General features: G+C 67.9%; 19 protein-coding genes. 9 read left to right on the top strand and 10 right to left on the bottom strand.

Annotated features, from left to right (window positions below; translation table 11 throughout):
* Nucleotides 1–139 precede the first annotated feature (139 nt).
* From prfB to XAN126_RS0115015, 4 genes are all read right to left on the bottom strand, one after another.
* A complete protein-coding gene (gene prfB, locus XAN126_RS0115030) occupies nucleotides 140–1,270 on the bottom strand; it encodes a peptide chain release factor 2 (RefSeq protein ID WP_024279410.1) in 1,131 nt (376 codons plus the stop codon).
* Nucleotides 1,271–1,369: 99 nt separating this feature from the next.
* Entirely contained in the window at nucleotides 1,370–3,862 is a 2,493-nt protein-coding gene (locus tag XAN126_RS0115025; protein WP_038226284.1) for an EAL domain-containing protein, read from the bottom strand.
* A 359-nt stretch (nucleotides 3,863–4,221) separates the two neighbouring features.
* Nucleotides 4,222–6,645, bottom strand: a complete 2,424-nt coding sequence (locus XAN126_RS0115020) for a penicillin-binding protein 1A (RefSeq protein ID WP_024279409.1) — start codon at nucleotides 6,643–6,645, stop codon at nucleotides 4,222–4,224.
* A gap of 427 nt (nucleotides 6,646–7,072) precedes the next feature.
* Nucleotides 7,073–10,384: a ribonuclease E/G gene (locus tag XAN126_RS0115015; RefSeq protein WP_024279408.1), complete on the bottom strand. Its 3,312-nt coding sequence runs from the start codon at nucleotides 10,382–10,384 to the stop codon at nucleotides 7,073–7,075.
* Between the two features lie 728 nt (nucleotides 10,385–11,112).
* Here XAN126_RS0115015 and XAN126_RS0115010 point away from each other — a divergent pair.
* The 4 genes from XAN126_RS0115010 to XAN126_RS0114995 all read left to right on the top strand — a co-directional run bounded on the left by XAN126_RS0115010 (nucleotide 11,113) and on the right by XAN126_RS0114995 (nucleotide 15,869).
* Entirely contained in the window at nucleotides 11,113–12,423 is a 1,311-nt protein-coding gene (locus tag XAN126_RS0115010) for an N-acetylmuramoyl-L-alanine amidase (protein WP_245272259.1), read from the top strand.
* Between the two features lie 200 nt (nucleotides 12,424–12,623).
* Entirely contained in the window at nucleotides 12,624–13,613 is a 990-nt protein-coding gene (locus tag XAN126_RS0115005) for a sialic acid TRAP transporter substrate-binding protein SiaP (protein ID WP_029877228.1), read from the top strand.
* 264 nt (nucleotides 13,614–13,877) lie between these two features.
* Nucleotides 13,878–14,459: a TRAP transporter small permease gene (locus XAN126_RS0115000; protein WP_024279405.1), complete on the top strand. Its 582-nt coding sequence runs from the start codon at nucleotides 13,878–13,880 to the stop codon at nucleotides 14,457–14,459.
* 3 nt (nucleotides 14,460–14,462) lie between these two features.
* Complete coding sequence (locus XAN126_RS0114995; protein WP_024279404.1) at nucleotides 14,463–15,869, top strand: TRAP transporter large permease; 1,407 nt, start codon at nucleotides 14,463–14,465, stop codon at nucleotides 15,867–15,869.
* A 6-nt stretch (nucleotides 15,870–15,875) separates the two neighbouring features.
* Here the strand turns inward: XAN126_RS0114995 and XAN126_RS0114990 are convergent, their stop codons facing one another.
* Nucleotides 15,876–16,283: a DUF983 domain-containing protein gene (locus XAN126_RS0114990; protein ID WP_024279403.1), complete on the bottom strand. Its 408-nt coding sequence runs from the start codon at nucleotides 16,281–16,283 to the stop codon at nucleotides 15,876–15,878.
* Nucleotides 16,284–16,525: 242 nt separating this feature from the next.
* Here XAN126_RS0114990 and crtY point away from each other — a divergent pair, with 242 nt between their 5' ends.
* The 4 genes from crtY to XAN126_RS0114970 are packed head-to-tail and all read left to right on the top strand — an operon-like array spanning nucleotide 16,526 to nucleotide 21,400.
* On the top strand, nucleotides 16,526–17,683 hold the full coding sequence (gene crtY / locus XAN126_RS0114985) for a lycopene beta-cyclase CrtY (protein WP_024279402.1): 1,158 nt from the start codon (nucleotides 16,526–16,528) through the stop codon (nucleotides 17,681–17,683).
* Nucleotides 17,683–19,200, top strand: a complete 1,518-nt coding sequence (locus XAN126_RS0114980) for a phytoene desaturase (protein WP_024279401.1) — start codon at nucleotides 17,683–17,685, stop codon at nucleotides 19,198–19,200. The genes crtY and XAN126_RS0114980 overlap by 1 nt, the downstream gene beginning before the upstream one ends.
* Nucleotides 19,197–20,138 carry a phytoene/squalene synthase family protein gene (locus XAN126_RS0114975; RefSeq protein WP_024279400.1) on the top strand — a complete coding sequence of 314 codons (942 nt, stop codon included), beginning with the start codon at nucleotides 19,197–19,199 and terminating at the stop codon, nucleotides 20,136–20,138. The genes XAN126_RS0114980 and XAN126_RS0114975 overlap by 4 nt, the downstream gene beginning before the upstream one ends.
* Nucleotides 20,135–21,400: a glycosyltransferase gene (locus tag XAN126_RS0114970; protein WP_024279399.1), complete on the top strand. Its 1,266-nt coding sequence runs from the start codon at nucleotides 20,135–20,137 to the stop codon at nucleotides 21,398–21,400. The genes XAN126_RS0114975 and XAN126_RS0114970 overlap by 4 nt, the downstream gene beginning before the upstream one ends.
* On the opposite strand, the gene XAN126_RS0114965 is transcribed toward XAN126_RS0114970, so the two are convergent.
* From XAN126_RS0114965 to XAN126_RS0114950, 4 genes are all read right to left on the bottom strand, one after another.
* Nucleotides 21,375–21,929 carry a GNAT family N-acetyltransferase gene (locus XAN126_RS0114965; RefSeq protein ID WP_024279398.1) on the bottom strand — a complete coding sequence of 185 codons (555 nt, stop codon included), beginning with the start codon at nucleotides 21,927–21,929 and terminating at the stop codon, nucleotides 21,375–21,377. The two genes, XAN126_RS0114970 and XAN126_RS0114965, sit on opposite strands and share 26 nt — an antisense overlap.
* A gap of 10 nt (nucleotides 21,930–21,939) precedes the next feature.
* Nucleotides 21,940–22,731 (bottom strand): aminodeoxychorismate lyase, encoded by a 792-nt coding sequence (locus tag XAN126_RS0114960; RefSeq protein ID WP_024279397.1) that lies wholly within the window; start codon nucleotides 22,729–22,731, stop codon nucleotides 21,940–21,942.
* Nucleotides 22,728–24,131: an aminodeoxychorismate synthase component I gene (gene pabB / locus XAN126_RS0114955; protein ID WP_024279396.1), complete on the bottom strand. Its 1,404-nt coding sequence runs from the start codon at nucleotides 24,129–24,131 to the stop codon at nucleotides 22,728–22,730. The genes XAN126_RS0114960 and pabB overlap by 4 nt, the downstream gene beginning before the upstream one ends.
* A 172-nt stretch (nucleotides 24,132–24,303) precedes the next feature.
* Nucleotides 24,304–24,663, bottom strand: a complete 360-nt coding sequence (locus XAN126_RS0114950; RefSeq protein ID WP_155982315.1) for a hypothetical protein — start codon at nucleotides 24,661–24,663, stop codon at nucleotides 24,304–24,306.
* Nucleotides 24,664–24,962: 299 nt separating this feature from the next.
* Between XAN126_RS0114950 and XAN126_RS0114945 the strand changes: the two genes are divergently transcribed.
* Entirely contained in the window at nucleotides 24,963–25,337 is a 375-nt protein-coding gene (locus XAN126_RS0114945) for a hypothetical protein (protein WP_024279394.1), read from the top strand.
* A gap of 43 nt (nucleotides 25,338–25,380) precedes the next feature.
* Here XAN126_RS0114945 and XAN126_RS0114940 read toward each other — a convergent pair whose 3' ends face one another.
* Entirely contained in the window at nucleotides 25,381–26,883 is a 1,503-nt protein-coding gene (locus tag XAN126_RS0114940; protein ID WP_024279393.1) for an amino acid permease, read from the bottom strand.
* Nucleotides 26,884–26,910: the final 27 nt, after the last annotated feature.

Below are 26,910 nucleotides of genomic sequence, written 5' to 3'. Positions count from 1 at the left end.
GCTTTCCCAAGCCCGAACAGGGGCGGGAAAGCTTAAGCAAGAATCGAGCCGCCGTCTCGGCGGCCCTAATGTCGCGTCTCCGACAAAGCCCGCGCGGGAGTGGGATAGCCGTCGGCCGGACTGATGTCTGCGAGGAGACTCAGTCCACGTCGTCGACGCTCTCCGGCCCGCCGCCATAGGCGCGCTGGGCGAGAGCGGCCTGCATGAAGGGGTCGAGATCGCCGTCCAGCACTTCCTGCGGCGTGCCGGAGGTGACGCCGGTGCGCAGGTCCTTCACCAGCTGATAGGGCTGGAGCACGTAGGAGCGGATCTGGTGGCCCCAGCCGATGTCGGTCTTGGCCGCCTGCTCGGCCATGGCCTCCGCCTCGCGCTTCTTCAGCTCGAGGTCGTAGAGCTTGGCGCGCAGCATGTTCCAGGCCGTGGCGCGGTTCTTGTGCTGGGAGCGGTCACCCTCGCTCACCACGGCGATGCCGGTGGGGATATGGGTGAGGCGCACCGCCGATTCCGTCTTGTTCACGTGCTGGCCGCCCGCGCCGCCGGAGCGCATGGTGTCCACCCGCACGTCGGCTTCCTTGATGTCCACCACGATGCGGTCGTCCACCACGGGATAGACATCCACCGAGGCGAAGGACGTCTGCCGCCGCGCGTTGGAATCGAACGGGGAAATGCGCACCAGCCGGTGCACGCCCGCCTCGGTCTTCAGCCAGCCGTAGGCGTTGTGGCCCTTCACCTGGATGGTGGCGGACTTCAGCCCGGCCTGCTCGCCCTGGCTCTCGTCCATCAACTCCACCTTGAAGCCGTGGCGTTCGCACCAGCGACGGTACATGCGCAGGAGCATCTCCGCCCAGTCCTGGCTGTCGGTGCCGCCGGCACCGGCATGGACTTCAAGGTAGCTGTCGTTGGAATCGGCTTCGCCGGACAGCAATGCCTCCAGTTCGCGCCGCGCGAGTTCCGCCTTCAGCCCGTCGAGGGATGCTGCGGCCTCGGAGATCACGCCCTCGTCGCCTTCCGACTCGCCGAGATCGATCAGCTCGATATTGTCGGCAAGGTCGCGCTCCACCCGATCGATGGCGCCGAGACCGTCCTCCAAGCTGGTGCGTTCCTGCATCAGCTTCTGCGCCCGCTCGGGATCGTCCCAGAGCTTGGGATCTTCAACGATGGCGTTGAGTTCGGCCAGGCGCCGGCGCGAGCGGTCCACGTCGAGGTGGGACCGCAACAGGTCGAGGGAGGCTTTGATCTCGTCGACTTTTGCGGCGAGTTCCGCGCGCATGGCTCATCTTTCTCCGGCTGAGGGCCGCGGAAAATAGCGGCGGGGCGCGCGGGTGTAAACGCCGGGCCGGCGGGGAAGGGGATCAGGCGGAGAAATGGCTCACCGGGCTCGCTGCGCGGCGAGCCAAGTGCCGAGGTCCGCCGCTTCGATAGGACGGGCGAAAAGGAAGCCCTGCGCCGCGTGGCAACCGAGGAATCGCAGGAGATCGGCCTGCGCCTGCGTCTCCACGCCCTCCGCCACCACGGTCATGCCGAGGCTGTGGCCGATGCGGATCACCGCCGTGGCCAGCGCCTGGGCATTCTGGTCCTGCTCGATGGAGAGCATGAAGGAGCGGTCGATCTTCAGCTCGGCGATGGGGAGGCGCGAGAGGGCGCTGAGGCTGGAATAGCCGGTGCCGAAATCGTCCATGGCGATGCGCACGCCGAGCGCCTCGATGGCCCGCGCGGTGGCGAAGGAGTTCGGGTGCTGGTCCATCATCACCCGTTCGGTGATCTCGACCCTGAGGTCCGACGGCTTCAGGTCGTACTCGCGCAGCGCCCCGGAGATGAAGCCGACGATATCGCCGCCGCGAAAGCTGAGCGGCGAAAGGTTCACCGAGACGTGCGGGACGTCCACGCCCTCCGCGCGCCAGGCAGCGATGCGCTGGCAGGCGGTTTCCACCGCCCATTCGTCGATGCTCTCGATGAGGCCGTATTCCTCGGCGAGCGGAATGAAGCGGGTGGCGGGGACATCGCCGTGGATCGGATCCGTCCAGCGCGAGAGCGCCTCGACGCCATGGAGCGCGCCGGACGCAAGCAGCACCTGCGGCTGGTAGACGAGGCGCAGGGCGCGGTTCTGGATCGCCTCGCGCAGCGCCACCGAAAGCACGAGCCGGTCCAGCACCCGCCGGTTCAGCTCCTCGGTGAAGAAATGGAACTTGCCGCGCCCCTTGCGCTTGGCCTCATGCACGGCGGTATCTGCGTGCTTGAGCAGTGTCTCCGCATCGGCTCCGTGCTCGGGAAAGAGCGCGATGCCGACCGACGCGGACATCGTGAGGTGGAGCGCCTGCGCGGTGATGGGCGCCGCCACATATTCCAGCAGCCGCCGGGCGATGCGGGCCGCCTCCTCCGCGGTGCAGTCGTGCACGATGATGAGGAACTCGTCGCCGCCGGTCCGTCCGAGCACGTCGCCGGTGCGAAGCTGCGCCTTGAGCCGGCGCGACACCTCCACCAGGAGCTCATCGCCGGTGGAATGGCCGAGCGTCTCGTTCACATCCTTGAAGTGGTCGATGTCGAGGTAGAGCACGGCGAGCGGCTGCTCCAGCGTGCGGGCCTCCACCAGCAATTCCTCAAGGATCGCGTGCAACTGGCGCCGGTTGGCGAGGCCGGTCAGCGTGTCCACGTTGGCCAGCATCTCGATGCGCTTCTTGGCCTCGAAGCGCTCCAGCGCCAGCGCGCAGAGATCGGAGCAGGCGGCGACGACGTTCTCAAGCCACGGCGTGGGGCCGCGCGCGGTCTTGAAATAGAAGGCGAAGGTGGCCGCCACCTTGCCGCCGCGCAGTTTCACCGGGATGGACCAGCAGCCGGTGATGCCGGGCGGGATGGGCAGGTCCTGGAAGTCCTCCCAGAGGGGACTGGTGGCGATATCCTCCACCAGCACCGGCACCCCGCGGAAGGCGGCCGTGCCGCAGCTGCCGCTCTTGGGGCCGATGGCGACCCCCTCCACCGCAGCGGAAAATTCCGCCGGAAGGCTCGGGGCGGCGAGCACGGTGAGGCGCTCGTCCGCGGTGACGCCGAGGATGGAGCAGAGCGCGTCGGGCGCGAGGCCCTGCACCTTGCGGCACAGGATGTCCATGATGTCGGCAATGGGCGCATCGGCGGCCAGCGCGCCGAGCACCTGGCGCTGCAAGTCTTCCACGAGCCGGGTGTGGGTGATGTCGGCGATGACGGCGACCACCTGCTCCAGCTCGCCCGTCTGGCGGTCCATGACCGGAGTGACGTTTGCCGACACCCAGACCTCCATTCCGGATTTGCCCTTGAGCGAGACATCCTCCGCAAGGGAGATGCGCCGTTCCATGGCGTCTTTGATGTGTTCGGCGAAGCCGCCGTTTCCGAGCCGTCCGCAGAACAGTTCGGCCAGGGTGAGGCCGGTCGGCCCTTCAATACCGGCGTCCAGCATGTCATGGAACGCGGAGTTGGCGTAGATCACCTTGCCGTGCGCGTCGGCGACGAGGACGCCCCGGTCGGTCTTTTCGGCGACCGCGGCCAGGATTCTAAGGCTCATCTGCGGCGCCACCGGGCTCAGCGCGGGGCGCACGAAGGCGATGTAATAGGTTTCGCGCTTGTGCTGGGCGCGGGTGACGGAGACGACTCCCTCCAGGAGCGAGCCGTCGTCACGCACGATGGAGAGGGGAAGTTCCCCCCTGCGTTCCTCGCTTGCGCCGGGGATGAGTTCGCCCACGTCGCGCCCGATCGCCTCGGCCTGACTCAATCCCCACAGGCGTTCGGCCGCCGTGTTGATGAAGGTGACGAGGTTGTTCGTGTCGAAGAAGACAACGGCCTCGCGGCCTTGGGCGCGGGCAGCTGCTGGGCGATCCGCCATTTTCCCGTCCATGGCTGAAGCTCCCGGCCGTGGGCCCCAAGCGTCAAGAGGACGCCATCGGGCCGTCCGCCCGCAACATCTTCAGCTTACCCAGTGACATGCGTGACTAGCTTACCTATCTCTGGGCGCTTGTACAGGAACGGTACAAGAATGAGGTTAATCTGCGTCAAAATCCGGGCTCGCAGGGGCGTCCCGGGACGCGGTCGCTATGGCACCGCATCCGCTGAGAAGCCTTGCGGATACGGCCCCGCAGGACCGCCATCGCCGGCGTTGCAGCATACTGACGCACGGCCACGCTCAAGGGCCGGCCTATGGCTCCGCTGCCGCCGCGAAGGAGGGGACAGCGGAGCATCAGGAGTACGACAAGAGCCTCAGTAAAGGCCGCCGGTGCCGCTTCGGGCCACCGGCGTGACGGGTTCGGGATTGGACCCGTCGGTGCCGGCATAGCCAGCCACCGAATAGCCGTCAGGCGGGGCGGTGCCCGGCTTGAAGGCTTCGAGGATGGCATTGCCGTCGCCCGCGCTGGTGCGCTGTCCGCTCTTGCGGTCGATGCGAACCAGCTTGATGCCGGCAGGCACCCGGAACGGAATGGCCGGACGATCGGCAATGGCCACCTTCATGAAATCGCGCGCGATGGGCGCGGAGAGGAGGCCGCCGGTGGAGCCCTTGCCCATGGGCCTGGGCTTGTCGTAGCCGAGATAGATGCCGACCACGATTTCCGGCGTGAAGCCGATGAACCAGGCGTCCTTCTCGTCGTTGGTCGTGCCGGTCTTGCCGGCGATGGGCTTGCCCAGTTCCTTGAGCGCCGTGCCCGTGCCGCGCTGCACCACGCCCTCCATCATGGAGGTGATCTGGTAGGCGGTCATGGGATCGAGCACCACCGGGCGCCGATCGATCAGCGACGGTTCGGGCTGGTTCTCCCACTTGGTCGCCTCGCAGCCGCGGCACTCGCGCTCATCGTGGCGATAGATGGTGTGGCCATAGCGGTCCTGGATGCGGTCGATCAGCGACGGCGTCACCTTGCGGCCGCCGTTGGCGATCATGGCGTAGGCCCCGGTCATGCGCATCAGCGTGGTCTCGCCGGAGCCGAGCGCCATGGCGAGGTAGGGCGGCATGTCGTCATAGATGCCGAAGCGCTTGGCGTATTCGGCGATGATGGGCATGCCCACGTCGTTGGCGAGGCGCACCGTCATCACGTTGCGCGACTGCTCAAGGCCGAAGCGCAGCGTCTGCGGGCCGTAATATTTCTTGGAGTAGTTCTCCGGCCGCCAGGTTTCCTGGCCCTGCTGCTCAAGCTCGAACGGGGCGTCGATGACGATGGTCGACGGCGTGTAGCCGTTGTCCAGGGCGGCCGAGTAGACGATGGGCTTGAACGAGGAGCCCGGCTGCCGCATGGCCTGGGTGGCGCGGTTGAACTGGCTCTCGTCGTAGGAGAAGCCACCGGAAAGGGCCAGCACGCGGCCGGTGGTGGGCTCCATCACCACCATGGCGCCCTCGACGCCGGGCGGCTGGCGCAGGCGCCACTGTCCACCGGCGCCGCCGAGCGGCTCCACATAGACCACGTCTCCGGGCTTCAGCACCTGGTTGATGGGCTTGCGCGTCCACTTGGCACCCTCGGCCGGGATCAGGCCGATCTCGCGCTCGATGGACCTTTGGCCGGACTTGGTGCGCGACGGCTGGAGACCAATGCGGGCATTGTCCTTGCTCACGTCGAGCACGATGGCGAGGCGCCAGGGAATGTCTGTCCATTCCCGCACTTCGCCCAACTTCACGCCCCAATCGTCGCCGGGCACGAGCTCGATGTGGGTAACGGGCTTGCGCCAGCCGCGCTCCTCGTCGTAGCGCACCATGCCGTCGGTGAGAGTCTTCTTCGCCAGCACCTGCAGCTTGGGATCGAGCGGCGTGCGCACGGAGAGGCCGCCTTCGTAGAGCTTGCGCTCGCCGTAGCGCTCATAGATCTGCCGACGCACCTCTTCCGCGTAATATTCCGCGGCGAAGATCTGCGCGCCCGAGGCGCGGGGGGTGACCTCCAGCGGGGCCTTCTTGGCCGCCTCGCCCTCCTGCTGGGAGACGAAGCCGTTCTCCACCATGCGATCGATCACCCAGTTGCGGCGGTCGGTGGCGCGGCTGCGCTCGCGGAAGGGGTTGTAGTTGGACGGCGCCTTCGGCAAGGCGGCGAGATAGGCCGCCTCCTGCACGTTCAGCTCGTCCACCGACTTGTCGAAATAGACCAGCGCCGCCGCGGCAATGCCGTAGGCGCCCATGCCGAGATAGATCTCGTTCAGGTACAGCTCGAGGATGCGATCCTTGGAATAGGCCCGCTCGATGCGCAGGGCGAGGAGGGCCTCCTTGATCTTGCGGTCGAGGCTGCGCTCGTTGGTGAGCAGGAAGTTCTTGGCCACCTGCTGGGTGATGGTGGAGGCGCCCTGGGCGCGGACGTTCTTGCCGTAATTCTGCGCGGCGGTCAGTGCCGCACGGAAGATGCCGGTGGGATCGATGCCGCCGTGCTCATAGAAATTCTTGTCCTCGGCCGAGAGGAACGCCTCGATCACGAGCCGCGGCACGGACTGGATGGGAATATAGAGGCGCCGCTGCTTGGCATACTCGGCTACCAGCGCGCCGTCCGCCGCATGGACGCGCGTCATGACCGGCGGTTCGTAATTCTGCAACTGGGAGTAGTCGGGCAGGTCCTGGGAATATTTCCAGACCAGATAGGTTGCTCCCGCCGCGCCTGCCAGCAGCACCAGCGTCGCGAGCGCGAACAGGAAACCCAGGAACCTCAAAATCACCCGCATCTCGCAGCTTCCTCCCGCCGCAACCCGAGGGACGCCCTAAGCCGGGCACTGACCGCACGCTGTCCGAGCCGACCACCAACGACAGCCAGCTCCGTCATGGCCGCGATCTGCCTGAGCGCGACTTGCCATAACCCGACTTGGCGTCGATGCGAAGCGACTACATTGGGAAACGCGAAGTCCCAAGGCAACCGCTCACCCCACCCGCTCAGACCTTGACGCTCCGTCACGGTAAAGGGGTCTGCACGGACCCCCACCGCGTCTGCCCTCATGGACTCGCACGGCCACCGCTATGGGGGCGAAACGTGGCCTCTTCGCGACGGAAGGGTGCTGAGGGACGCAAGGCTCCCTCCGAACCGGACACCCGACATGAAAAGGGCCTCCCGAAGGAGGCCCTTTCACATTCAGGACAAGTCAGGCCGGATGGCCGTCAGCCGCCGAACAGCTTGCGCTGCCACCAGCCCGAGCGGGGCTTGGCGGGGGGCGCGGTCTCTTCGGCCGGCGCGGCGGGCATCTCGGGTGCCGGGGCAAGCTCGGCAGCGGCAGAGGCATCGGGCGTTTCCGCATCGGGCGCCGCAGCCTCAGAAGCTGCCACCTCAGGAGCGGGCTCGACGGCCGGCTCAGAAGGGGCTTCCGCCGCAACGGGCGCGGCCGTGGTGGCGATGCCGCCCTCGGACAGGATCACCGGCGCTTTCTCGCGAATGGTGGAGCGACGACGGCGGGGTGCCGCCTCGGCGTTCTCCGCCACCGGCTCGGGCGCAGGGGCCGGCGTGGCGGGGACTTCGGCGACAGGCACGGCCCGGGCTTCTGCAGGGGCTTCGGCAAAGGTGGGCGCGGTGACGGGGGCTGCCGCGACCTCAGACTCTGCAGCCACCGGCTGCTCGTCGTCGGTCTCATCGGAGCCATCGCTCTCGCCGTCAGCGCTTCCCGGAGCGTCATCGTCGCGCTCGCGGCGGTTGCGGCGTCCACCCCGGCGACCGCGGCGACGGCGACGGCGGTCGCCGTTCTCGTCGTCGGAACGCTCGCCATCGGCGCGGTCATCCTCGCCGCGCTCCTCGTCGTCACGCTCGTCATCCTCGCGGGCGCTGTCGTCGCGCGCGCCATCGGAGGCATGATCCTGGGCCTCGGCACCTTCGGCGGAGGTGTCATCCTCCTCCTCGCCCTCGGCTCCCTCGGCGCTCTCGCGGCCTTCCTCGCGATCGCCCCGCCGCCGGCGGCGACGGCGGCGACGCTTGCGGCCGGCTTCGTCGGAGCGCTCGCCATTGCCTTCGGACGCCTCGGCCTCAGCCTCGGCTTCAATCTCGGCTTCCTCGACGATCTCCTCCTCGTCCTCCTCGACGAAATCCTCGTCGGGCAGGATGGAGTCGGGCTGCACCACGGTGCTCGGCCGCGGGGCGGCAGGCGCGGGGGCGGCCAGATCACCCTTCTCGATAATGAAGGGCTGGTGACCGGTGACGCTCTCGTCCGCCGCGACGGAGAGGGTGACGCTGAAGCGCTCCTCCAGCTCGCGCAGATGAGCGCGCTTCTGGTTCAGAACGTAGAGCGCCACCTCGGTGCGGGTGCGGGCGACGAGATTGTGGGTCTGCGAGCGCAGCAGCTGCTCTTCCAGAGCGCGCAGCAGCTGGAGCGAGACGGAGGCCGCCGAGCGCACGTGCCCGGTGCCGCCGCAGTGCGGGCACACCTCGATGGAGCTCTCCAGCACGCCGGTGCGGATGCGCTGGCGCGACATCTCCAGCAGGCCGAAGTGCGAGATGCGTCCGATCTGGATGCGGGCGCGGTCGTTCTTGAGGCAATCCTTGAGCTTGCGCTCCACCGACCGGTTGTTGCGCTTCTCCTCCATGTCGATGAAATCGATCACGATGAGGCCGGCAAGGTCGCGCAGGCGCAGCTGGCGGGCGATTTCCTCGGAAGCTTCGAGGTTCGTCTTGAGGGCGGTGTCCTCGATATGGTGCTCGCGGGTCGCCCGGCCCGAGTTCACGTCGATGGAGACGAGCGCCTCGGTGGGATTGATGACGATGTAGCCGCCGCTCTTCAGCTGCACCACGGGGGAGAACATGGCATCGAGCTGCTGCTCCACGCCATAGCGGGCGAAGATGGGCTGCGGCTCGCGATAGGGCATCACCGACTTCGCATGGCTCGGCATGAGCATGCGCATGAAGTCGCGGGCCTCGCGGAAGCCCTCCTCGCCGGCGACATGGATGTCGTCGATGTCCTTGTTGTAGAGGTCGCGGATGGCGCGCTTGATGAGCGAGCCTTCCTCGTAGACGAGGCTCGGCGCGGTGGAGGAGAGCGTCATCTCCCGCACCGTCTCCCACAGCCGCAGGAGATATTCGAAGTCTCGCTTGATCTCGGTCTTGGTGCGGTTGGCGCCTGCGGTGCGCAGGATGATGCCCATCCCTTCCGGCACCTCCAGATCCTGCACAACTTCCTTCAGGCGCTTCCGGTCAACGGCATTGGTGATCTTGCGGGAGATGCCGCCGCCACGGGCGGTGTTGGGCATCAGCACGGAATAGCGGCCGGCGAGGGAGAGGTAGGTGGTGAGGGCCGCGCCCTTGTTGCCGCGCTCTTCCTTGACCACCTGCACCAGCATCACCTGACGGCGACGGATGACTTCCTGGATCTTGTAGCTGCGGGCGCGGCGCTGCGGCGCGCGCTCCGGCACCTCCTCGAGGGCGTCCTCGTCGGCGCCGAGGTGCTCGATTTCCTCTTCCTCGTCGATCTGGTCGACATCGCTGTCGTCCTCGTCTTCGTCCTCGTCCTTGTCGCGCTTGCGATCATGCCGGCGGCCGCGATGACGGCGGGAGCGGGGCTGCTCCTCGTCGTTGGAGCGCTCCTCGCGCGCGGATTCCTCAGGGGCCTTCTCTTCCGAAGCCTCGTCCGAATCCTCTTCGTCCTCGTCCTCGTCCTCGTCCTCGTCCTCTTCGGCGTCCTCGTCCTCGTCCTCGTCGGTCTCGGACTGGGGCGCCTCGTCCTCGCCCGGCGCGGAGGTAAAGGCGACCTCCTCGCGGATCACCGCTTCGCCTTCGAGGATCGGTGCGGGATCGCTCTCGCCCTCGGCTGCCTCGCGGCGACGCAGGGCGTCCTCGTCATCCGCCAACTGCTCCTGCGGGGCGGGGAGGGGGGTGCCCAGCGGCGCGTCCATGGCAGCCTCGACCACGGCGGCAGCGGCTTCCGCGGCCTCGGCGGGGGCGACCAGCGCGCTCATCGGCTCGGCATGGTGCTCGGACGGAGCCGACACGGCCTCGGCGGGGGTCTCGGTCACGGCGTCCTGCGCGGGCGCCGCGTCTTCAGCGACTTCAAACCCATCGGCGGCAAGCGTCTCGCCGGCCTCGGGGACCGGGTGCTCCGCCGGCTCGACGGCGGTGCTGATGCTCTGGTCCGGCTGGGAGCGCCTGGCGCGGCTGCGCTCGCGGCGGCGATCCTTGAGGTCGGCCTCGTCCTCGGCAAGGCGCGCGGCGCGCTCCTCCTCCTCGATCAGGGCGAGGCGGTCGGCGACCGGGATCTGGTAATAGTCGGGATGGATCTCGCTGAAGGCGAGGAAGCCGTGGCGGTTGCCGCCGTACTCGATGAAGGCCGCCTGGAGCGACGGCTCAACGCGCGTCACCTTGGCGAGATAGATGTTGCCCCGCAACTGCTTGCGGGATGCGGACTCATAGTCGAATTCTTCGACCCGGTTCCCGCGCACGACCACGACCCGGGTCTCCTCCGGGTGGGTCGCATCGATGAGCATCTTGTTGGCCATGGAAATCTCTCTTCACGGCGCCGGGAGCAATGCTCCGCGACGGCCGCGGCTCGACCCCTGCGGGCGCTGCCGCGACGCCGTTCTGGCGCCGGATGTGATGACGTGAGGAAGAAGGGGAGGCACAGGTACGCCCAAGCGCGTCGCTCGCACGCTCGGGGGCGGGGCACACGGAAGCGCGCTCAGCGCGCATGTCGTGCGGAAAAAAATCCATGCCCTCGGCTACCCGCTCCTCGATGAAGGGTTCAGGCCGGGGCGGAGGCGGGCGCCTCGTTCCGACCACGGTACACACTCGCCCGATTCCCCAGATCGTCCCCTCGCGGACCATCGGCAAAGCTGGCTTCGAGGCATGCCGCCCGCGCCGGTCCGGCGCTTGCCTAAAGGGTCCTCGGTGACGGGGGATCGTCCCTGAGGGTGCCGCCATCGGCAATGGGCGTTGCCTTGATCCCGGGCTATCGCATGCGCAGCGACCCGCCCGGATTCTCGACACACCCTGCGGCAGCCGCGGCAACCGGGGCCGAAGAGCCTGTTCCGGAACGCGAACTGTGTACGGTTCCCTTCTTACCCGCCCGACTTCCCGCTTGGCAAGGATCATGCGTCCTGAACCTCGCGCCGGACGGCTATAACGCTCCGTCAACGGCTCGTTTACACGCCCCGCCTTATGCCTGCCCCTCTCTTGTGGCCCGCTCCGGATGCTGCCGAAGGGCAGCCCCAACGAGGGTGAGATTGCGATGATGCGACGCCGGCCCGGCCCCGCCGCCTTGTCCGTTGTCCCGCCACGGGGGCTGCGCGGCGCTGCCGCTTTCTTGTTCCTGTTCACTTTTGTGGCACTCGCCACCGGCCTCGCCCGGGCGCAGGGGGAGGGGGGCGCAGCGGCACCGGCACCGGCTTTGGCGCGTGAGGCGCGGCTCGCCGGCGACGCCAAGCGCACGCGCCTGATCGTCGACCTCGACCGTGCCCCGGCCTTCCGGGCCTTCACCCTCGCCAACCCGCCCCGGGTGATTCTCGACCTCTCCGACGTCACCTTCGCCCTGAGGCCCGAGGCCAGCCAATTGCGACGGGGGCTGGTGACGGCCTACCGATTCGGCGTCTTCGCCCCGGGCAAGGCGCGCATGGTGCTGGAGGTGTCCGGACCGGTCGCCATCGACAAGGCGTTCGTGCTGGATGCGGTGGATGACCAGCCGGCCCGTCTCGTGGTGGATCTGGTCAAGGCCGATGCGGACGCCTTCGCCCGTTCCATCGCCACCGAAGCCGAACAGCGCACCGCGCTACCGGCTGCGCCCGTTGCCGCGCCGCCGGCCGGCGACACGCGCCCGGTCGTCGTCATCGATCCCGGGCACGGCGGCATCGATTCCGGCACGTCCGGCTATTCGGCCTTTGTCGAGAAGACCATCGTGCTGGAAACAGCCCTCGCCGTGCGCGACCGCCTGGAGAAAGCGGGCGGCTACCGGGTGGTGCTGACGCGCTCCACCGACACCTTCATCCCGCTCGCCGACCGGGTGCGCATCGCCCGCGCCAACCGGGCCGACCTGTTCATCTCCATCCATGCCGATGCGCTCGCCCGGGGCGACGGCAGGGCGCGCGGCGCCAGCATCTACACCCTGTCGGAGACCGCCAGCGATACCGAATCCGCCCATCTGGCTGATAAGGAGAACAAGGCGGACCTCATCGCCGGCGTCGATCTCTCCGACGAGACCGACGAGGTCGCGGGCATTCTGGTGGACCTCGCTCAGCGGGAGACGCGCAATTTCTCCGCCTTGTTCGCCCGCACGCTGGTCGGCAGCATGAAGGCGGCGACGCGGATGCATGGCACGCCCTTGAAATCCGCCGGCTTCCGCGTGCTGCGGGCCCACGACGTGCCGTCCGTTCTGGTGGAGCTCGGCTACATGTCGAGCCCCGACGACCTCAAGCAGCTCACCTCCGAAGCCGGCCGCGACCGCATGGCGGATGCCATCGCCGCAGGTGTCACGCAGTTCTTCGCGCACAAGGGGGCGGCGGGGCATCAGGCGGTGGACGACGGCGCGCCGGCTCCCGGCCGCTAGGCGAGTGCGGCTCCGTGTGCGCGTCAGAAGCGCAAATGTGACTCGTGTCGACATGAGCCTTGCCCCGCGCTTTGGACCGAGTACCATGGGGAAGAGCGGCGTCCGGCCGAGAGTCAAAACGATTTAGTCTCCGGCCGGCAACCACGCTGCATCAAGCACAAAGCGGACAAAGACGCCGCATTCCGTGTGGGAGGAAATTGATGATCGACCGTCGCCGTGGCCTTGCGGCCGCGCTCGCCCTTGCGGCTGCCTTCACGCTCGGCGGGCCGGCCAGCGCCCAGACCAAGCTCAAGTGGGCGCATGTCTACGAGCCGTCCGAGCCCTTCCACACCGCCTCCGTCTGGGCCGCGGGCGAGATCGCCAAGCGCACCAACGGGCGCTACCAGATCGATGTCTATCCCTCCTCGCAGCTCGGCAAGGAGAGTGACATTAACCAGGGGCTGACGCTCGGCACCGTGGACATGATCATCTCCGGCTCAAGCTTCGCCGGAAAGGCCTATCCGCCCATCGGCGTCACGTACTACCCCTACACCTTCCGCGATGCGAACCACCTGCTCGCTTACGCAAAGAGCGACGTGTTCAAGGATCTCGCCAAGGGCTACGAGGACAAGACCGGCAACCATATCGTCGCCGTCACCTATTACGGCGTGCGCCAGTCCACCTCGAACAAGCCGTTCAAGACCTGCGCAGAGATGAAGGGCCTCAAGATCCGCGTGCCGGATGCCCCCGCCTATCTCGCCATGCCCAAGGCCTGCGGCGCCAACATCACCCCCATCGCCTTCGCCGAGGTCTATCTCGCTCTCCAGAACGGCACGGTGGATGCGCAGGAAAATCCGCTCACCACCATCGAGGCGAAGAAATTCTACGAGGTGCAGAAGAATATCGTGCTGACCGGCCACATCGTGGACCACCTCAACACGATCATCTCCGGCAGTCTGTGGAAGAAGCTCTCGCCGGAGGACCAGAAGATCTTCACCGAGGTCACGCAGGAGGCGGCCGCCAAGGCCACGGCCGAGGTGGCGCAGCGGGAGAAGGAACTGCTCGACATCTTCAAGCAGAAGGGCCTCACCGTCATCGAGGTGGACACGGACGACTTCCGCAACACCGTGATGAAGAACATCACCTTCGAGAGCTTCGGCTATCGCAAGGCCGACTGGGACCGCATCCAGGCCATCAAGGGCAACATGTGAGGGCTCAGGCGGGGGCGCCTGCTCCCGCCGTGGTCCCGCAGTGCTCCCTCTCCCCTTGCGGGAGAGGGCTGGGGTGAGGGGGATGTGTCCGCTCGTCCCAACCGCCGAGGTCCCTGACCACTCCGGCACCGCTACCCCTCACCCCCGGCCCCTCTCCCGCAAGGGGAGAGGGGAGGCGAACGGGCTGGCCGGTAGGGTCTGACTGTCGTCCGCGCTCGCGGTCGCGCTCCCTCTTCTTCCCGTTCCCTCAGCCCGGACCCCTTCATGGCCCAAGAAGTCCACACCCGCGTCACCGGCGAGGAACTCGCCCATACGTTCGAGCAGCAGGAGGAGGTGGACCTCTCCGGCTACGCCTTCGAGGACTGGATCACCCTCGCCATTTTCTGGATCATGGCGGGGCTGGTCTTCACCCAGTTCTTCACCCGCTACGTGCTGAACGACAGCTTTTCGTGGACCGAGGAACTCGCCACCTATTGCCTCGTGGCGGTGGTGTTCATCGGCGCGGCCATGTGCGTGCGGCTCTCCCGGCACATCCAGGTGGATCTCATCTACCGTTTCATTCCAGAGCCGGCGGGGCGGGTGCTCTCGCTGTTCGTGGACCTCGTGCGCACCAGCTTCATCGCCTACGGCGTGTGGCTGATGGTGCGCTACATCGCCCTCGTCGGCGACGAGCCCATGGTGATGGTCGATGCGCCGAAGAGCGTCGTCTACTACGCGGTCCTGTTCGGCTTCGTGATGATGCTGATCCGCTCGGTGCAGGTCGCCATCGGCAATATCCGCCGCGGCTACAGCGTGCTCGAACGCCCCGAGGCGTTCGAAGGCACCTACGATCACAAGGGGGACTGAGCCATGTGGCTGCTCGTCGGCGGGTTCCTTTTCCTGATGCTCTGCGGCGTGCCGGTGGCCATCGCCATGGCCGGCGCGTCGCTCGTCTACATCCTCGTCAGCGGCACCGTGCCGGACGTGGTCATCGCCCAGCGCATGATCGCTGGCGTGGAGAGCTTTCCGCTTCTGGCGGTGCCGTTCTTCATCCTCGCCGGCAACCTCATGAACATCGCCGGGGTCACCGGGCGCATCTATGCCTTCGCCGTGGCGCTGGTGGGCTGGATGCGGGGCGGTCTGGGGCAGGTGAACATCATCGGCTCGGTGATCTTCTCCGGCATGTCCGGCACCGCCATCGCCGATGCCGCCGGGCTCGGCACCATCGAGATCAAGGCCATGAAGGACCATGGCTATTCGACGGAGTTCTCGGTGGGCGTCACCGCCGCCTCGGCGACGCTCGGGCCGATCATTCCGCCCAGCCTGCCGTTCGTCATCTATGGAATGCTCGCCAACGTCTCCATCGGCGCGCTCTTCCTCGGCGGGGTGGTGCCCGGCGCCGTGATGACGCTGCTGATGATGGCGACGGTCGCCTATTTCGCCCGGCGCAACGGCTGGGGCTCGGATGCGGCGTTCGAATGGGGGAAGCTGCTCTCGGCCGGCGTCGAGGTGGTGATCGTGCTGGCGTTCCCGGCGGCGGTCTATGTGATGATGGCCCTCGGGCTCTCCACCAACCAGGCGGTGCTCATCGCGCTGGCGGTGCTCGTGGCCCTCGACTGGTATTTCGACTTCTCCGCCGTCATGGCGCTGATGACGCCGGTCATCCTCATCGGTGGCATGACCCTCGGCTGGTTCACGCCCACCGAGGCGGCGGTGGCGGCGGTGATCTGGTCGCTGTTCCTGGGGCTGGTGCGCTACCGCTCCATGACGCTGAAGACGCTGGCGAAGGCGACCTTCGACACCATCGAGACGACGGCCTCGGTGCTGTTCATCGTCACCGCGGCGTCCATCTTCGCGTGGCTGCTCACGGCGAGCCAGGCGGCGCAGATGCTGTCGGACGCCATCCTCGGCTTCACCCAGAACAAGTGGGTGTTCCTGGCGCTGGCCAACCTGCTCATCCTGTTCGTGGGCTGCTTCATCGACACCATCGCGGCCATCACGATCCTGGTGCCGATCCTGCTGCCCATCGTGCTCAAGCTCGGCATCGACCCGATCCATTTCGGGCTCATCATGACGCTGAACCTGATGATCGGGCTGCTGCACCCGCCGCTGGGCATGGTGCTGTTCGTGCTGGCGCGGGTGGCGCGGCTCTCGGTGGAACGCACCACCATGGCCATCCTGCCCTGGCTGGTGCCGTTGATGATCGCGCTGCTCGCGATCACCTACATTCCCGGCCTCACCCTCTGGCTGCCCCACGCCATGGGGCTCGGACGCTGAGGGCGATCAGGCGCCCGTCCGTCCCTCGGGGGCGGACGGGGCGATGACGCGGCGGCCTTCCTCGGCCTTGTAATAGTACTGGCTCGCCACCAGCCAGCCCTTCAACGGCCGCAGGGGCGGGATGCAGGTGAGCAGCAAGAGGGGCAGCGTGGTCACGAGGTGGACCCAGTAGGGCGCCTGGAAGGCCACCTCCAGCCAGATGGCGAAGAGAACCGCCGGCACGCAGGCGAAGCACATGACGAAGAAGGCCGGCCCATCCGCCGGATCGGCGAAGGAATAGTCGAGCCCGCAGACTTCGCAGCCCGGGGCAATCGTCAGGAAGCCATTGAAAAGGTGGCCCTCGCCGCAGCGGGGGCAACGGCCTCTCACGCCCGTGGAAAGGGGCGAGAGCCTCGGCCAATGTTGTTCGTTCATGTCTTCTCCCGGGCCGGTGCGGGCGTCTGCCCATCCGGCGTCACGCGGGTCGGGCGATTGTTCGCCGGCGCAGTGTGCTCCCGTGAGGTAAGTCTCGACCGAGCCACCCGCAAGTGAGACCGAGTCGCAGCGGCACCAGGCCGCATCCATGCTGATGCAGGGGGTGACACGCGGCCGGCCGCCCTTTATTCGGGTTTCAGGAGGCGCAACCCAAGGGAATTGGGCAACGGAACGGGGCGGGCATGGATATCGTTTTCGTCGGTGCCGGGCTCGCCAATTGCCTGATCGCCGCCCGCATCGCCGAACGGCGCAGCCGCGTGCGGGTGCTGCTGCTGGAGGCCGGCGAAAGCGTCGGCGGCAACCACAGCTGGTCCTATCATTCCAGCGATTTCGGCCGCATGCAGCACGCCTTCCTCAGCCCGTTCCGCGCCCATGTGTGGATGGGGCACGACGTGCACTTCCCGGCCTACTCGCGCATCCTCAAGGGCCATTACGGCACCATCACCTCCGAGCGCATGTCGCAGGTGATCCACGAGCGCCTCCATCCATCCATCCGCCTGAACGCCAAGGTGGCCCATGTGGCGGCGGACCATGTCGTCCTCTCCGGCGGCGAGCGCATCGATGCGGGGGCGGTGATCGACGGGCGCGGGCCGGTTTCGTCGCGCCACCTTGACCTCGGCTTTCAGAAGTTCCTCGGCCAGGAGGTGCAACTCACCCGTCCGCACGGCCTGCACCGGCCTTTCATCATGGATGCGCGGGTGGAGCAGATCGACGGCTATCGCTTCGTCTATGTGCTGCCGCTCGATCCGCAGACGGTGCTGATCGAGGACACCTATTATTCCAGCGGCGCGGAGCTCCCCATCGAGACCCTGCGCGGGCGCATCGCCGCCTACGCCGCCGGGCAGGGCTGGGAGATCGACCACGTGGTGCGCGAAGAGGAAGGCGTCCTGCCCATCGCCCTTGGCGGCGATATCGGCGCTTTCCTGGCCGAGGCGCCCCAGGGGGTCGCGCGGGTCGGGCTGCGCGCCGCGCTGTTCCACCCCACCACCGGCTATTCGCTGCCGGATGCACTGGAACTCGCGGACCTCGTGAGCGAGCTGCCGGATATCTCTGGCCCCGCGATCGCAGCCTTCGTGCGCCAGCACGCGGCCCGACGCTGGGAGAGCCGCGGGTTCTTCCGGCTGCTCAACCGGATGCTGTTCCGCGCGGCCGCGCCGGATCGCCGCTATGCCATCCTCGAGCGCTTTTACCGCTTGCCCGAGGACCTGATCCAACGCTTCTACGGGGATCGCCTCACCTTCAAGGACAAGGCACGCATCCTTACGGGCCGTCCGCCCGTATCGGTGCTGAAGGCGCTTTCCTGCCTCCCCGAGACGAAATCCGCGACCGGTCCCAGATAATGCTCGACGTCACCAAGTCTCCCCGCCGCGCCGCCGTCATCGGGTCCGGCTTCGGCGGGCTCGCTCTCGCCATCCGCCTGCAGGCGGCCGGCATCGCCACCACCATCTTCGAGCAGCGGGACAAGCCCGGTGGCCGGGCCTATGTCTACGAGGACAAGGGCTTCACCTTCGATGGCGGGCCGACCGTCATCACCGATCCCTCCTGCCTGGAAGAGGTCGCTGAGGCGGCCGGCCGGCGCCTCAGCGACTATGTGGACCTGATCTCGGTCTCGCCCTTCTACCGGCTGTTGTGGTCGGATGGCCGGCAGTTCGACTATGTGAACGAGCAGACCGCCCTCGACGCCCAGATCGCCGCCTTCAACCCGGCTGATGTGGAAGGCTACCGGCGCTTCTTCGCCTATTCCAAGGCGGTGTTCGAGGAGGGCTACCTCAAGCTCGGCGCCGTGCCGTTCCTGAATTTCTCGGACATGATGAAGGCTGGGCCGCAGCTGGCGAAGCTCCAGGCGTGGCGCTCGGTCTATTCCATGGTGTCGAGCTTCATCCAGGACGAGCACCTGCGCGAGGCCTTTTCTTTCCACTCGCTGCTGGTGGGGGGAAATCCCTTCTCCACCTCGTCCATCTACGCCCTCATCCATGCGCTGGAGCGCAAATGGGGCGTGTTCTTCCCTCGCGGCGGCACCGGCGCGCTGGTGCGCGGCATGGTGAAGCTGTTCACCGACCTCGGCGGTACCATCCACCTCTCCGCCAAGGTCGATGAGATCGTCGTGGAGGGCGACCGCGCCACCGGCGTGCGCGTCGGCGGGGAGATGCGCCCGTTCGACCTAGTCGCCTCCAACGCGGACGTGGTGCACACCTATGCCCACCTCATGCGCAACAGCGCGCGGGGGAAGGCGGAGGGCGCCAAGCTCGCGAAGAAGCGGCATTCCATGTCGCTGTTCGTCATCTATTTCGGCGCCAACCGCACCTGGGACCACCTCCAGCACCACACGGTGCTGTTCGGCCCGCGCTATCGCGGCCTTGTGGACGAGATATTCAAGGGCCCGCGCCTGCCGGACGATTTCTCGCTCTATCTCCACGCGCCCACCGTGACCGACAAGTCGCTGGCGCCGGAGGGCTCCACCGCCTTCTACGTGCTCTCCCCTGTGCCGCATCTCGGCAAGGCGGACATCGACTGGGAGGTGGAGGGGCCGAAGTATCGCGACCGCATCCTCGGCCATCTGGAGCAGCGCCTGCTGCCGGGGCTGAAGGAAAGCCTCGTCACCACGCGCATCCTCACCCCCTTCGGCTTCCGCGACGAACTCTCCGCCCATCTCGGTTCGGCCTTCTCGGTGGAGCCGATCCTGACCCAGTCGGCGTGGTTCCGCCCGCACAACCGGGACGACAAGATCGCCAACCTCTATTTCGCTGGTGCCGGCACCCATCCCGGCGCGGGCGTGCCGGGGGTGGTGGGCTCGGCCAAGGCGACGGCCGGCCTCATTCTCGCCGATCTCGGCATCCCCGCCCGGTCGCCCGCATGAGCGGGGCGGACGCCGCTCCGGATGTGGTGGGCGCAAGCGAGGAGGCCATCGCCAAGGGCTCCAAGAGCTTCGCCGCCGCCGCCCGGCTGTTCGCCCCGCGCATGCGCGAAGACGCGGTGATGCTCTATGCGTGGTGCCGCCACTGCGACGACCTGGTGGACGGGCAGGAGCTGGGCTACGGCCGCATCGCGAGCGCCCAGACGCCGGCCGAGCGGCTCGATGCCCTGTTCGAGGAGACCCGCCGGGCCTATCGCGGCGTGCCGTCCTCCCATCCCGCCTTCGCGGCCTTCGCCGAGGTGGTCCGGCGCAATGACATTCCCGAGCGCCACCCCCTCGATCTGCTCGAGGGCTTCCGCATGGATGTGGAAGGCCGCCGCTACGACACCCTCGATGACACGCTCACCTACTGCTACCATGTGGCCGGCGTGGTGGGGGTGATGATGGCGCTGATCATGGGGGCGCGGGACGAGGTGGTGCTGGACCGGGCGAGCGACCTCGGCCTCGGCTTCCAGCTCACCAACATCTCCCGCGACGTGATCGAGGATGCCGGTATCGGCCGCATCTATGTGCCGGGCACCTTCCTCGACATGGAAGGCGTGCCCGAGGCCGGGATCGCCGACCCCGAGCACCGCGCCAACGTGGCTGCCGCCGTCGCGCGCCTGCTCGACGTGGCCGAGCCCTATTACGAACAGGCGGTGATCGGCATGGGCGCCTTGCCGTTCCGCGCCGCCGCCGCCGTGGGTGCGGCCCGCTGCGTCTACCGCGCCATCGGCACCGAGGTGCGCCGGCGCGGAGCGCAGGCGTGGGATGCGCGCGTCTCCACCACCAAGGCGCAGAAGATCGGCTATCTCATGCATGGCATCGGCCTCGCCCTCGCCACGCGCCGCAGCGGCCCCCAGCCGCCGCGCCCGAAGCATTTGTGGACCCGGCCGCGATGACCCATTTCGCCGTCGTCGCCCCGCCGCTGCCGGGGCACTACAACCCCTTGCTGGTGCTGGCGCGTGAACTGGGCGCGCGGGGCCATCGCGTCACCTTCGTCCACATGGCGGATGCGGAGCGGCTGGTGAAGGGCAAGGGTGCGGGCTTCGCTGCGGTGGGCGCGCGCGATTATCCCGCTGGCGCCCTCGACACCTATGTGAACCGCCTCGCCAAGCCCACGGGCCTGTTCGGCCTTCTCGGCACGCTGCGCGCGACCGCTGCGCAGACAGACATGCTCTGCCGAGACCTGCCCGGCGTGCTGCGCGACATCGGTGCGAACGCGGTGATCGCCGACCAGACGGAGGCCGCCGGCACGCTCGTGGCGCGCCATCTCGGCCTGCCGGTGATCTCCACCGCGACGGCGCTGCTGCTGAACCGCGAGGTGGGCGTGCCGCCGCCGTTCGTGCCGTGGCCCTATGAGGCGGGGGAGAAGGCGCTCGTTCGCAACAAGGGCGGTTATCGCGTCACTGATTTCCTGATGTCGTCCATGCGCAAGGTGCTGGCGCGGCATGGCGAAGCCTTTGGCCTCGATCCGTTCGCCGACGGCGGGTTCTCGCCGCTGCTGACGGTTGCGCAGATGCCGAAGGGGCTGGATTTTCCCCGCACCGAACTGCCCGCCACCTTCCACTATGGCGCCCCCTGGCGCGATCTCGCCGCCATCCCGGCCGCAACGGCGCCGCTGCCGGAGGCAGAGGGCAAGCCCCTCGTCTTCTGCTCGCTGGGCACGCTGCAGGGGGCGCGGGTGGACCTCTTCCGCAAGGTGGCGCTGGCGGCGCGGGAGGTGGGCGTGCGCTTGCTGATCGCCCACGGTGGGCTTCTTTCGCAGGCCGAGATTGGCCGGCTGAGCGACCTCGCCGAGGTGCGCGCCTTCGTGCCCCAGCAGGAGGTGCTGAAGCGCTGTGCGGCGGCCGTGCTTCATTGCGGCATGAACACGGTGCTCGATGCCATGGCCGAGGGCGTGCCGCTCGTCGCCATGCCCATCGCCTTCGAGCAGCCGGCCACGGCCGCGCGCCTCGCCTATGCCGGTGTGGCCGAGGTCGTGCCCGCCGGCCGCGCCAGCCAGAAGCGGCTTACGGCAGCGCTCCGGGCGGTGCTGGAACAGCCGGGCTATGGCGAGAATGCCCGGCGTATCGCGGCCGAGATGGCGCACGGGCGCGGCGTAACCGATGCCGCCGATCTCATTGAGGCGGCGGTGGTCAGGTCCGCGCTTGTGACCGTCTGAGCCGGTAAAGCACCTGCCGCCGCAACGGGTGTCCCGGCGGCGTGGACGGCAAATCGAAATCCCCGCCTTCGTCCCGCACCATGCCGAGCCGCTCCATCACCGCCCGCGAGCGAAGGTTGGCCGGAACGGTGATGGCGACGATCTCCTCCAGCCCCAGCGTCGCGAACCCGAAATCCAGCGCCGCCCGCGCCGCCTCGGTGGCACAGCCCCGGCCCCAGAAGGTGGGATCGAAGCGCCAGCCGATCTCCACCGCCGGCGTGAAGTGCTCCGCATAGGGCACATGCACCAGCCCGCAATATCCGGCGAAGGCGGTGACGCCCGGCACTTCCACCACCCACAGGCCGAAGCCGTGGCGGGCGAAATGCGCCTCGGCGCGATCGGCCACTGCATCGCTCGCGGTGCGGTCGGCCACCGGCATGAGGAATTCCATGGTGCGCGGGTCGGACTGCATCCGCCACAATCCATCGCGATCCGATGGCCGCCACGGGCGCAGCGTGAGGCGGGCGGTGGTGAGCGCCTGTATGCTCATGGTCGCCGTCTCATGCGCCCTCGATCAGGCCGCGCAGGCGGTCGGCTGCGACTGTGGAGGGGAGGGGGCGCCCCTCCAGCGATGCGACAGAGCGGATGCCCAGCGCAGAGGTGAGCAGGATTTCTTCGGCCGATGCTAGGTCCTCCACCGTCAGCGGCCGTTCCCGCGCTCCGGCGGCGATCACCTCCGCCCGCATCACGCCGGGCAGGACGCCCTCGGACAAAGGCGGCGTGACAAGCACCCCGTCGATGACCACGAACAGGTTGGCGATGGACGTTTCCGCCACACCATCGCGCGTGTTGAGCAGGATGGCATCGTCCGCGCCGCGTCGCGAGGCCTCCTGCCGGGCGAGGATGCCGTCGAGATAGTTCAGCGACTTCACCTGCGCGAGCGGGGAACGATCGTTTCGGCGCGTGCCCTGCGCAATCACGAGGCGCGCGGCTGGCAGGGGCGGGGAGAGGGGTGCGGCGGTGATGACCAAAGTGGGCTTCGGCTCGGCCGGCGGCAGCACGCCGCGCGGGCCGGTGCCGCGGGTGAGGGTGAGGCGCAGCACGCCGTCCGACAGGCCATTGGCGTCGGCGGTCTGTGCCAGCGCCTCGGCAAGGTCGAGAGACGGCAGGGGCATTCCCAGCACCCCTGCGCCGGCCGCGAGGCGGGCAAGGTGCGCCTCGATGCGCTGCACCCGGCCCCCCTTCACCCGCAGCGTCTCGAACAGTCCGTCGCCCAGAGTGAAGCCGCGATCGAACGGCGAGACGGTCGCCTCCGCCTCATCCACCAGCCCGGTGCCGAGGAACAGCTTCATGGGCCCTCTCCCGAGAGCGCGCGCAGCATGGGCGAGAGCTTCACGAGGCTCTCCTCATATTCGTCCGCCGGATCGGAATCCGCGACGATGCCGCCGCCCGCCTGGGTCAGCAGCGTGTCGCCGGAGCGGGTGATGGTGCGGATGACGATGGAGGAATCCATCGCTCCGTCGAAGCCGATCCACGCCACCGAGCCGCAATAGACCCCGCGCGGGGTGGGCTCCAGCTCGTGGATGATCTCCATGGCGCGGATCTTCGGCGCGCCGGTGATGGAGCCGCCGGGGAAGCAGGCCTTCAAAAGGTCCACCGGGCCAAGGCCGGGCTTCAGCCGGCTGTCGATGACCGAGACGAGGTGATGGACGCTGGCGAACGTCTCCAGCCCGCAGAGCACTGGCACCTTCACGCTGCCCACCTGCGAGACCCGCGAGAGGTCGTTGCGCATCAGGTCCACGATCATGAGGTTTTCCGCCCGGTCCTTCACCGAGGCGAGGAGCGCGTTAGCCAGCGCCTTGTCCTCAGCGGGATCGGCGCTGCGGCGGCGGGTGCCCTTGATGGGGCGCGTCTCCACCCGCCCATCCGAGGACAGGGAGAGGAAGCGCTCCGGCGAGGCGGACAGCACGGCGAGATCGTCGCCGGCACGCAGGAAGGCGGCGAAGGGGGAGGGGCTCAACGCGCGCAGGCGGGTGTAGAGGGCAAGGTCGGTCAGGCCTTCCGGCACCTTCGCGCGCATCTGGTGGGTGAGGTTGGCCTGGAAGATGTCGCCCGCGCGGATGTATTCGATCACCCGCGCCACTTCCGCTTCCACGTCCGCGCGGGACTGGTCGGGCGCAAACGTGCCGGTCCGGCTGAAATCGGGGGCGGGCGCCGCTGCGGGTGCCGTGGCGAGCCGGTCGAACAGCTCCTGCGCGCGGCGCTGGGCGCGGGCCTCGGCCGCATCGCCGGTTTCGGGCCGGCCGTTGGAGACGATGAAGGCGCGCTTCTCCAACCCGTCGAAGGCGAGGATGGCGTCGTAGAGGCCCATGGCCATCTCGGGCACGGAAGGCGTCGCCGGCCGGGGCGGCGGCAGGCGCTCCAGATGCCGGCCCAGCTCATAGCCCAGATAGCCCATGGCGCCGCCGAGGAACGGTACCGGCGCGGAGGAGGGGCCGAGGCAGGGCGGCAGATCGCCGGGATTGAGCGCGCGCGCCAGAACGTCGAACGGCGTTCCTGGCACAAGGGTGCCGTTCAGCCGGACGCCGTCCGGGCCGGAGGTGATGAAGGCATAGGGATCCGCGCCGATATAGGACCAGCGCGCCCGCACGTCGCCCTCCGCAGCGCTGTCGAGAAAGGCGCAGTGGGGGGCGTCGGCGAAGGCCTGGAACGCGGCGAACGGGTCGCGGTACGGGATTTCAACGATAAGCACAGGGGGCGACCGATTCAGAACGCTTCGGTCCCACCATGGCGCCACGACGCCGCTGGGGCAATCCGGACGGGCGAGAGGCCGCAGGCTGTGCCGCGACCGACGGCCCGGTGGTCACCACACGAATTCGACCGGCAAACCGGGGGAAACGATAAATGCGGCTTACCCGGAAACCTCAGGCCGCCTTTGCGAACGGCGGCTGGTCTTCCGGCTGCTCGGCCTGGGTGGCGTTCAGCAGCTTGGACTGGACGATCTCGCCCACCGCGACCAGCTCGGTGCTCCACGCGAGAGCCGACTGCTGCAGGAAGGCTGCTTCGCGGGTGACGAAGGCGGACGGGTTCTGCTCGCGCGAGAGCTGGCTGAGCAACTCCATCTGCTCCTGCATCTGCCGGCCGACGAACTGCTGCAGATGCGTGCTGACCGCGATCGGGCAATCTAAGAACAGGTTCTTCCACGCGGCGACCGGCCAAGCCATAGGCGGCGTGGCGGGCGACAGCGCGCGGGCGAGACCCTGGAACATCACCGAGTCGTTCATGTCCATTTCTCCCGTCTGACGATGACCCCCGGACCTGAGCAGCCCCCAGCGCCCATTGGATTTACCGTTTCACGGATGTGAGACTTCGGCGTTGCGGAAGGTCAAATGCCTTGCGTGCCGGATCGGGGAAAATCACATTTCCACCCGTTGCCCTTCGAGGCGACATCATCATCGCACTCCGCCGCCTTGCTGCCTATGGCCGCACCGGGAGGCGGGGCGAGAATCAGGCTTCCGTCAACGCATCGTGATGTCCGCGCTCGGGACGGAGCCACAGGCCGCAAGGTCGGGGAGAAAAAAGCATGACCCAGTTGCCGCACGGCTTCCGTCAGATCCGCATGGAGCTTGCCCGTGAGAAGGGGCATCCGGACGGTGCCCGCAATTCCGGCTACAGCTTCGTGGCGCCCCTCGACAGCGCCGGCCGCATCGATGCGGCGGAGTGGGCCAAGCACCGCGACAGCTGCCGGGTGGTGAAGTTTCGCCCCGATGAGGCCGACGAGGTGGGCCATCTGGTGCGCCGGCCCGGCGGCAGCTGGGCGTTTCGCTACGACATTTCCGGCGCCGACGATGACGAGGCCGGCTACCGCTTCGGCGACGAGCGGTTCGAGGTGGGCGAGTATGTCTCCGTCCACGAGGACGACGAGATGCACACCTTCCGCGTGGTTTCGGTGGTCTGATCCGGGCAGTGCGGTCCGCCGGGAAAGGCGGACCGCGGCGCCTTCAGTAGCTCTTGTATTCGGCCGAGCCCTTGGAGAGGGCGAACTCCTCCTCCGGTGAGAGCACCAGCTTGTGCCGACCCCAGATGCCGAAATAGGCGATGCCGGCTGCGAACCAGATGGCCACGCCGATTACGCCATTGCGGTAGATCGGGTCGGAGAGCTGGAACCAGATGGTGACGATGGCGATCACGATGGTCGCCACCGCGCCCGGGATGCCGAAGGGGCTCTTATAGGGCCGTTCGATGTGCGGCATGTTCTTCCGCATCAGGATGAAGGATATGGCCTGCATCACGTAGGAGAGCATGGCGCCGAACACCGCCATGTTCAGCAGCGTGCCGCCGATGGCCGCCGCGCCCGCTTCCGCCCCCAGCGCGAACCAGATGCCGAGCATGATGACGAGGCCGACCAGCGCGCCGGCCACCATGGCCACATGCGGGGTCTTGCGCCCGCCATGGGTGACGGAGAGGCCGCGCGGGAAGTAGCCGGCTCGCGACAGCGAATAGATCTGCCGGCCCTGGGCATAGATGATGGTGTGGAACGAGGCGATGAGCCCGATCACCGCCACCAGCGCGAGAAGCTTCGCCAGCCCGTCGCCATAGATGGCCTTGAAGCCGTCCAGCAGCGGCTCCAGTGAGGTGGAGAGGCCGAAGGAGCCATTGGCCACCGAGGAATTGAGCCAGAGGATCATGAAGGCGGAGACGATGAGCGTCGCCATGCCCAGCATGATGCCCTTGGGCATATCCGTCTTGGGATCCACCGATTCTTCCGCCGCCAGCGGCAATTGCTCGATGGCGAGGAACAGCCAGACGGCGAACGGTAGGGCTGCCAGCGCGCCGCCGATGCCGAAGGGCAGGAACGGCCCTCCGCCATTGGGCAGCTCCACCGCCGTGCCGTCCGGCCCGACGCCGATGTTCAGCGCCCAGCGGGAGAAGTTGGCCACCGGAATGGCGCTGACCCAGAAGGCGACGAGGCAGGCCAGCGCCGCCAGCGTCACCACCAGCGTCACGCGGAAGGAGAGTTCCACGCCGGCAATGTTGAGGCCCACGAAGATGATGTAGCCGAAGATCCAGTAGACCGGCTGGAACGCCAGTGGCGTGCCGAAGATAGAGCCCATGTAGGAGCCGATGAAGGACACCACCACGGCCGGGGTGATGACATATTCCACGTTCTCGCACAGGCCGGTGACGAAGCCGCCCCACGGCCCCATGGTGGTGCGCGCGAAGGAATAGGCGGCGCCCGTGTGGGGCAGGGCCGGCGACATCTCGGCGATGGAGAAGGTGAGGCCGAGATACATGATGGCGATGATGACCGCCGCGATGAACATGCCGCCCCAGCCGCCCGAGGCGATGCCGAGGTTCCAGCCCGAGAAATGGCCGGAGATGACCGCCCCGACGCCGAGCGCCCAGAGCGACCAGACGCGCGCGTGCCGCTTCAGGGCCCGCTGCTCGAAATAGGAAACATCAACCGTGGTGTAGGTGACGCCGGATTTGCTGCCTTCGGCCATGCCCAGCCCTCCGCTTGCACCGGGGTA

Source organism: Xanthobacter sp. 126 (assembly GCF_000526175.1).
GTDB classification, from domain to species: Bacteria; Pseudomonadota; Alphaproteobacteria; order Rhizobiales; family Xanthobacteraceae; genus Xanthobacter; species Xanthobacter aminoxidans.
The sequence above is the reverse complement of the archived record's forward strand: the minus strand, read 5'-3'. Positions and strand labels throughout refer to the sequence as shown.

What these genes read in the sequence shown, in the direction of transcription:
- prfB (WP_024279410.1), bottom strand. Translation starts at nt 1,270, where the DNA reads ATGCGCGCGGAACTCGCCGCAAAAGTCGACGAGATCAAAGCCTCCCTC.
- XAN126_RS0115025 (WP_038226284.1), bottom strand. Translation starts at nt 3,862, where the DNA reads ATGGACGGGAAAATGGCGGATCGCCCAGCAGCTGCCCGCGCCCAAGGC.
- XAN126_RS0115020 (WP_024279409.1), bottom strand. Translation starts at nt 6,645, where the DNA reads ATGCGGGTGATTTTGAGGTTCCTGGGTTTCCTGTTCGCGCTCGCGACG.
- XAN126_RS0115015 (WP_024279408.1), bottom strand. Translation starts at nt 10,384, where the DNA reads ATGGCCAACAAGATGCTCATCGATGCGACCCACCCGGAGGAGACCCGG.
- XAN126_RS0115010 (WP_245272259.1), top strand. Translation starts at nt 11,113, where the DNA reads ATGATGCGACGCCGGCCCGGCCCCGCCGCCTTGTCCGTTGTCCCGCCA.
- XAN126_RS0115005 (WP_029877228.1), top strand. Translation starts at nt 12,624, where the DNA reads ATGATCGACCGTCGCCGTGGCCTTGCGGCCGCGCTCGCCCTTGCGGCT.
- XAN126_RS0115000 (WP_024279405.1), top strand. Translation starts at nt 13,878, where the DNA reads ATGGCCCAAGAAGTCCACACCCGCGTCACCGGCGAGGAACTCGCCCAT.
- XAN126_RS0114995 (WP_024279404.1), top strand. Translation starts at nt 14,463, where the DNA reads ATGTGGCTGCTCGTCGGCGGGTTCCTTTTCCTGATGCTCTGCGGCGTG.
- XAN126_RS0114990 (WP_024279403.1), bottom strand. Translation starts at nt 16,283, where the DNA reads ATGAACGAACAACATTGGCCGAGGCTCTCGCCCCTTTCCACGGGCGTG.
- crtY (WP_024279402.1), top strand. Translation starts at nt 16,526, where the DNA reads ATGGATATCGTTTTCGTCGGTGCCGGGCTCGCCAATTGCCTGATCGCC.
- XAN126_RS0114980 (WP_024279401.1), top strand. Translation starts at nt 17,683, where the DNA reads ATGCTCGACGTCACCAAGTCTCCCCGCCGCGCCGCCGTCATCGGGTCC.
- XAN126_RS0114975 (WP_024279400.1), top strand. Translation starts at nt 19,197, where the DNA reads ATGAGCGGGGCGGACGCCGCTCCGGATGTGGTGGGCGCAAGCGAGGAG.
- XAN126_RS0114970 (WP_024279399.1), top strand. Translation starts at nt 20,135, where the DNA reads ATGACCCATTTCGCCGTCGTCGCCCCGCCGCTGCCGGGGCACTACAAC.
- XAN126_RS0114965 (WP_024279398.1), bottom strand. Translation starts at nt 21,929, where the DNA reads ATGAGCATACAGGCGCTCACCACCGCCCGCCTCACGCTGCGCCCGTGG.
- XAN126_RS0114960 (WP_024279397.1), bottom strand. Translation starts at nt 22,731, where the DNA reads ATGAAGCTGTTCCTCGGCACCGGGCTGGTGGATGAGGCGGAGGCGACC.
- XAN126_RS0114950 (WP_155982315.1), bottom strand. Translation starts at nt 24,663, where the DNA reads ATGAACGACTCGGTGATGTTCCAGGGTCTCGCCCGCGCGCTGTCGCCC.
- XAN126_RS0114945 (WP_024279394.1), top strand. Translation starts at nt 24,963, where the DNA reads ATGACCCAGTTGCCGCACGGCTTCCGTCAGATCCGCATGGAGCTTGCC.
- XAN126_RS0114940 (WP_024279393.1), bottom strand. Translation starts at nt 26,883, where the DNA reads ATGGCCGAAGGCAGCAAATCCGGCGTCACCTACACCACGGTTGATGTT.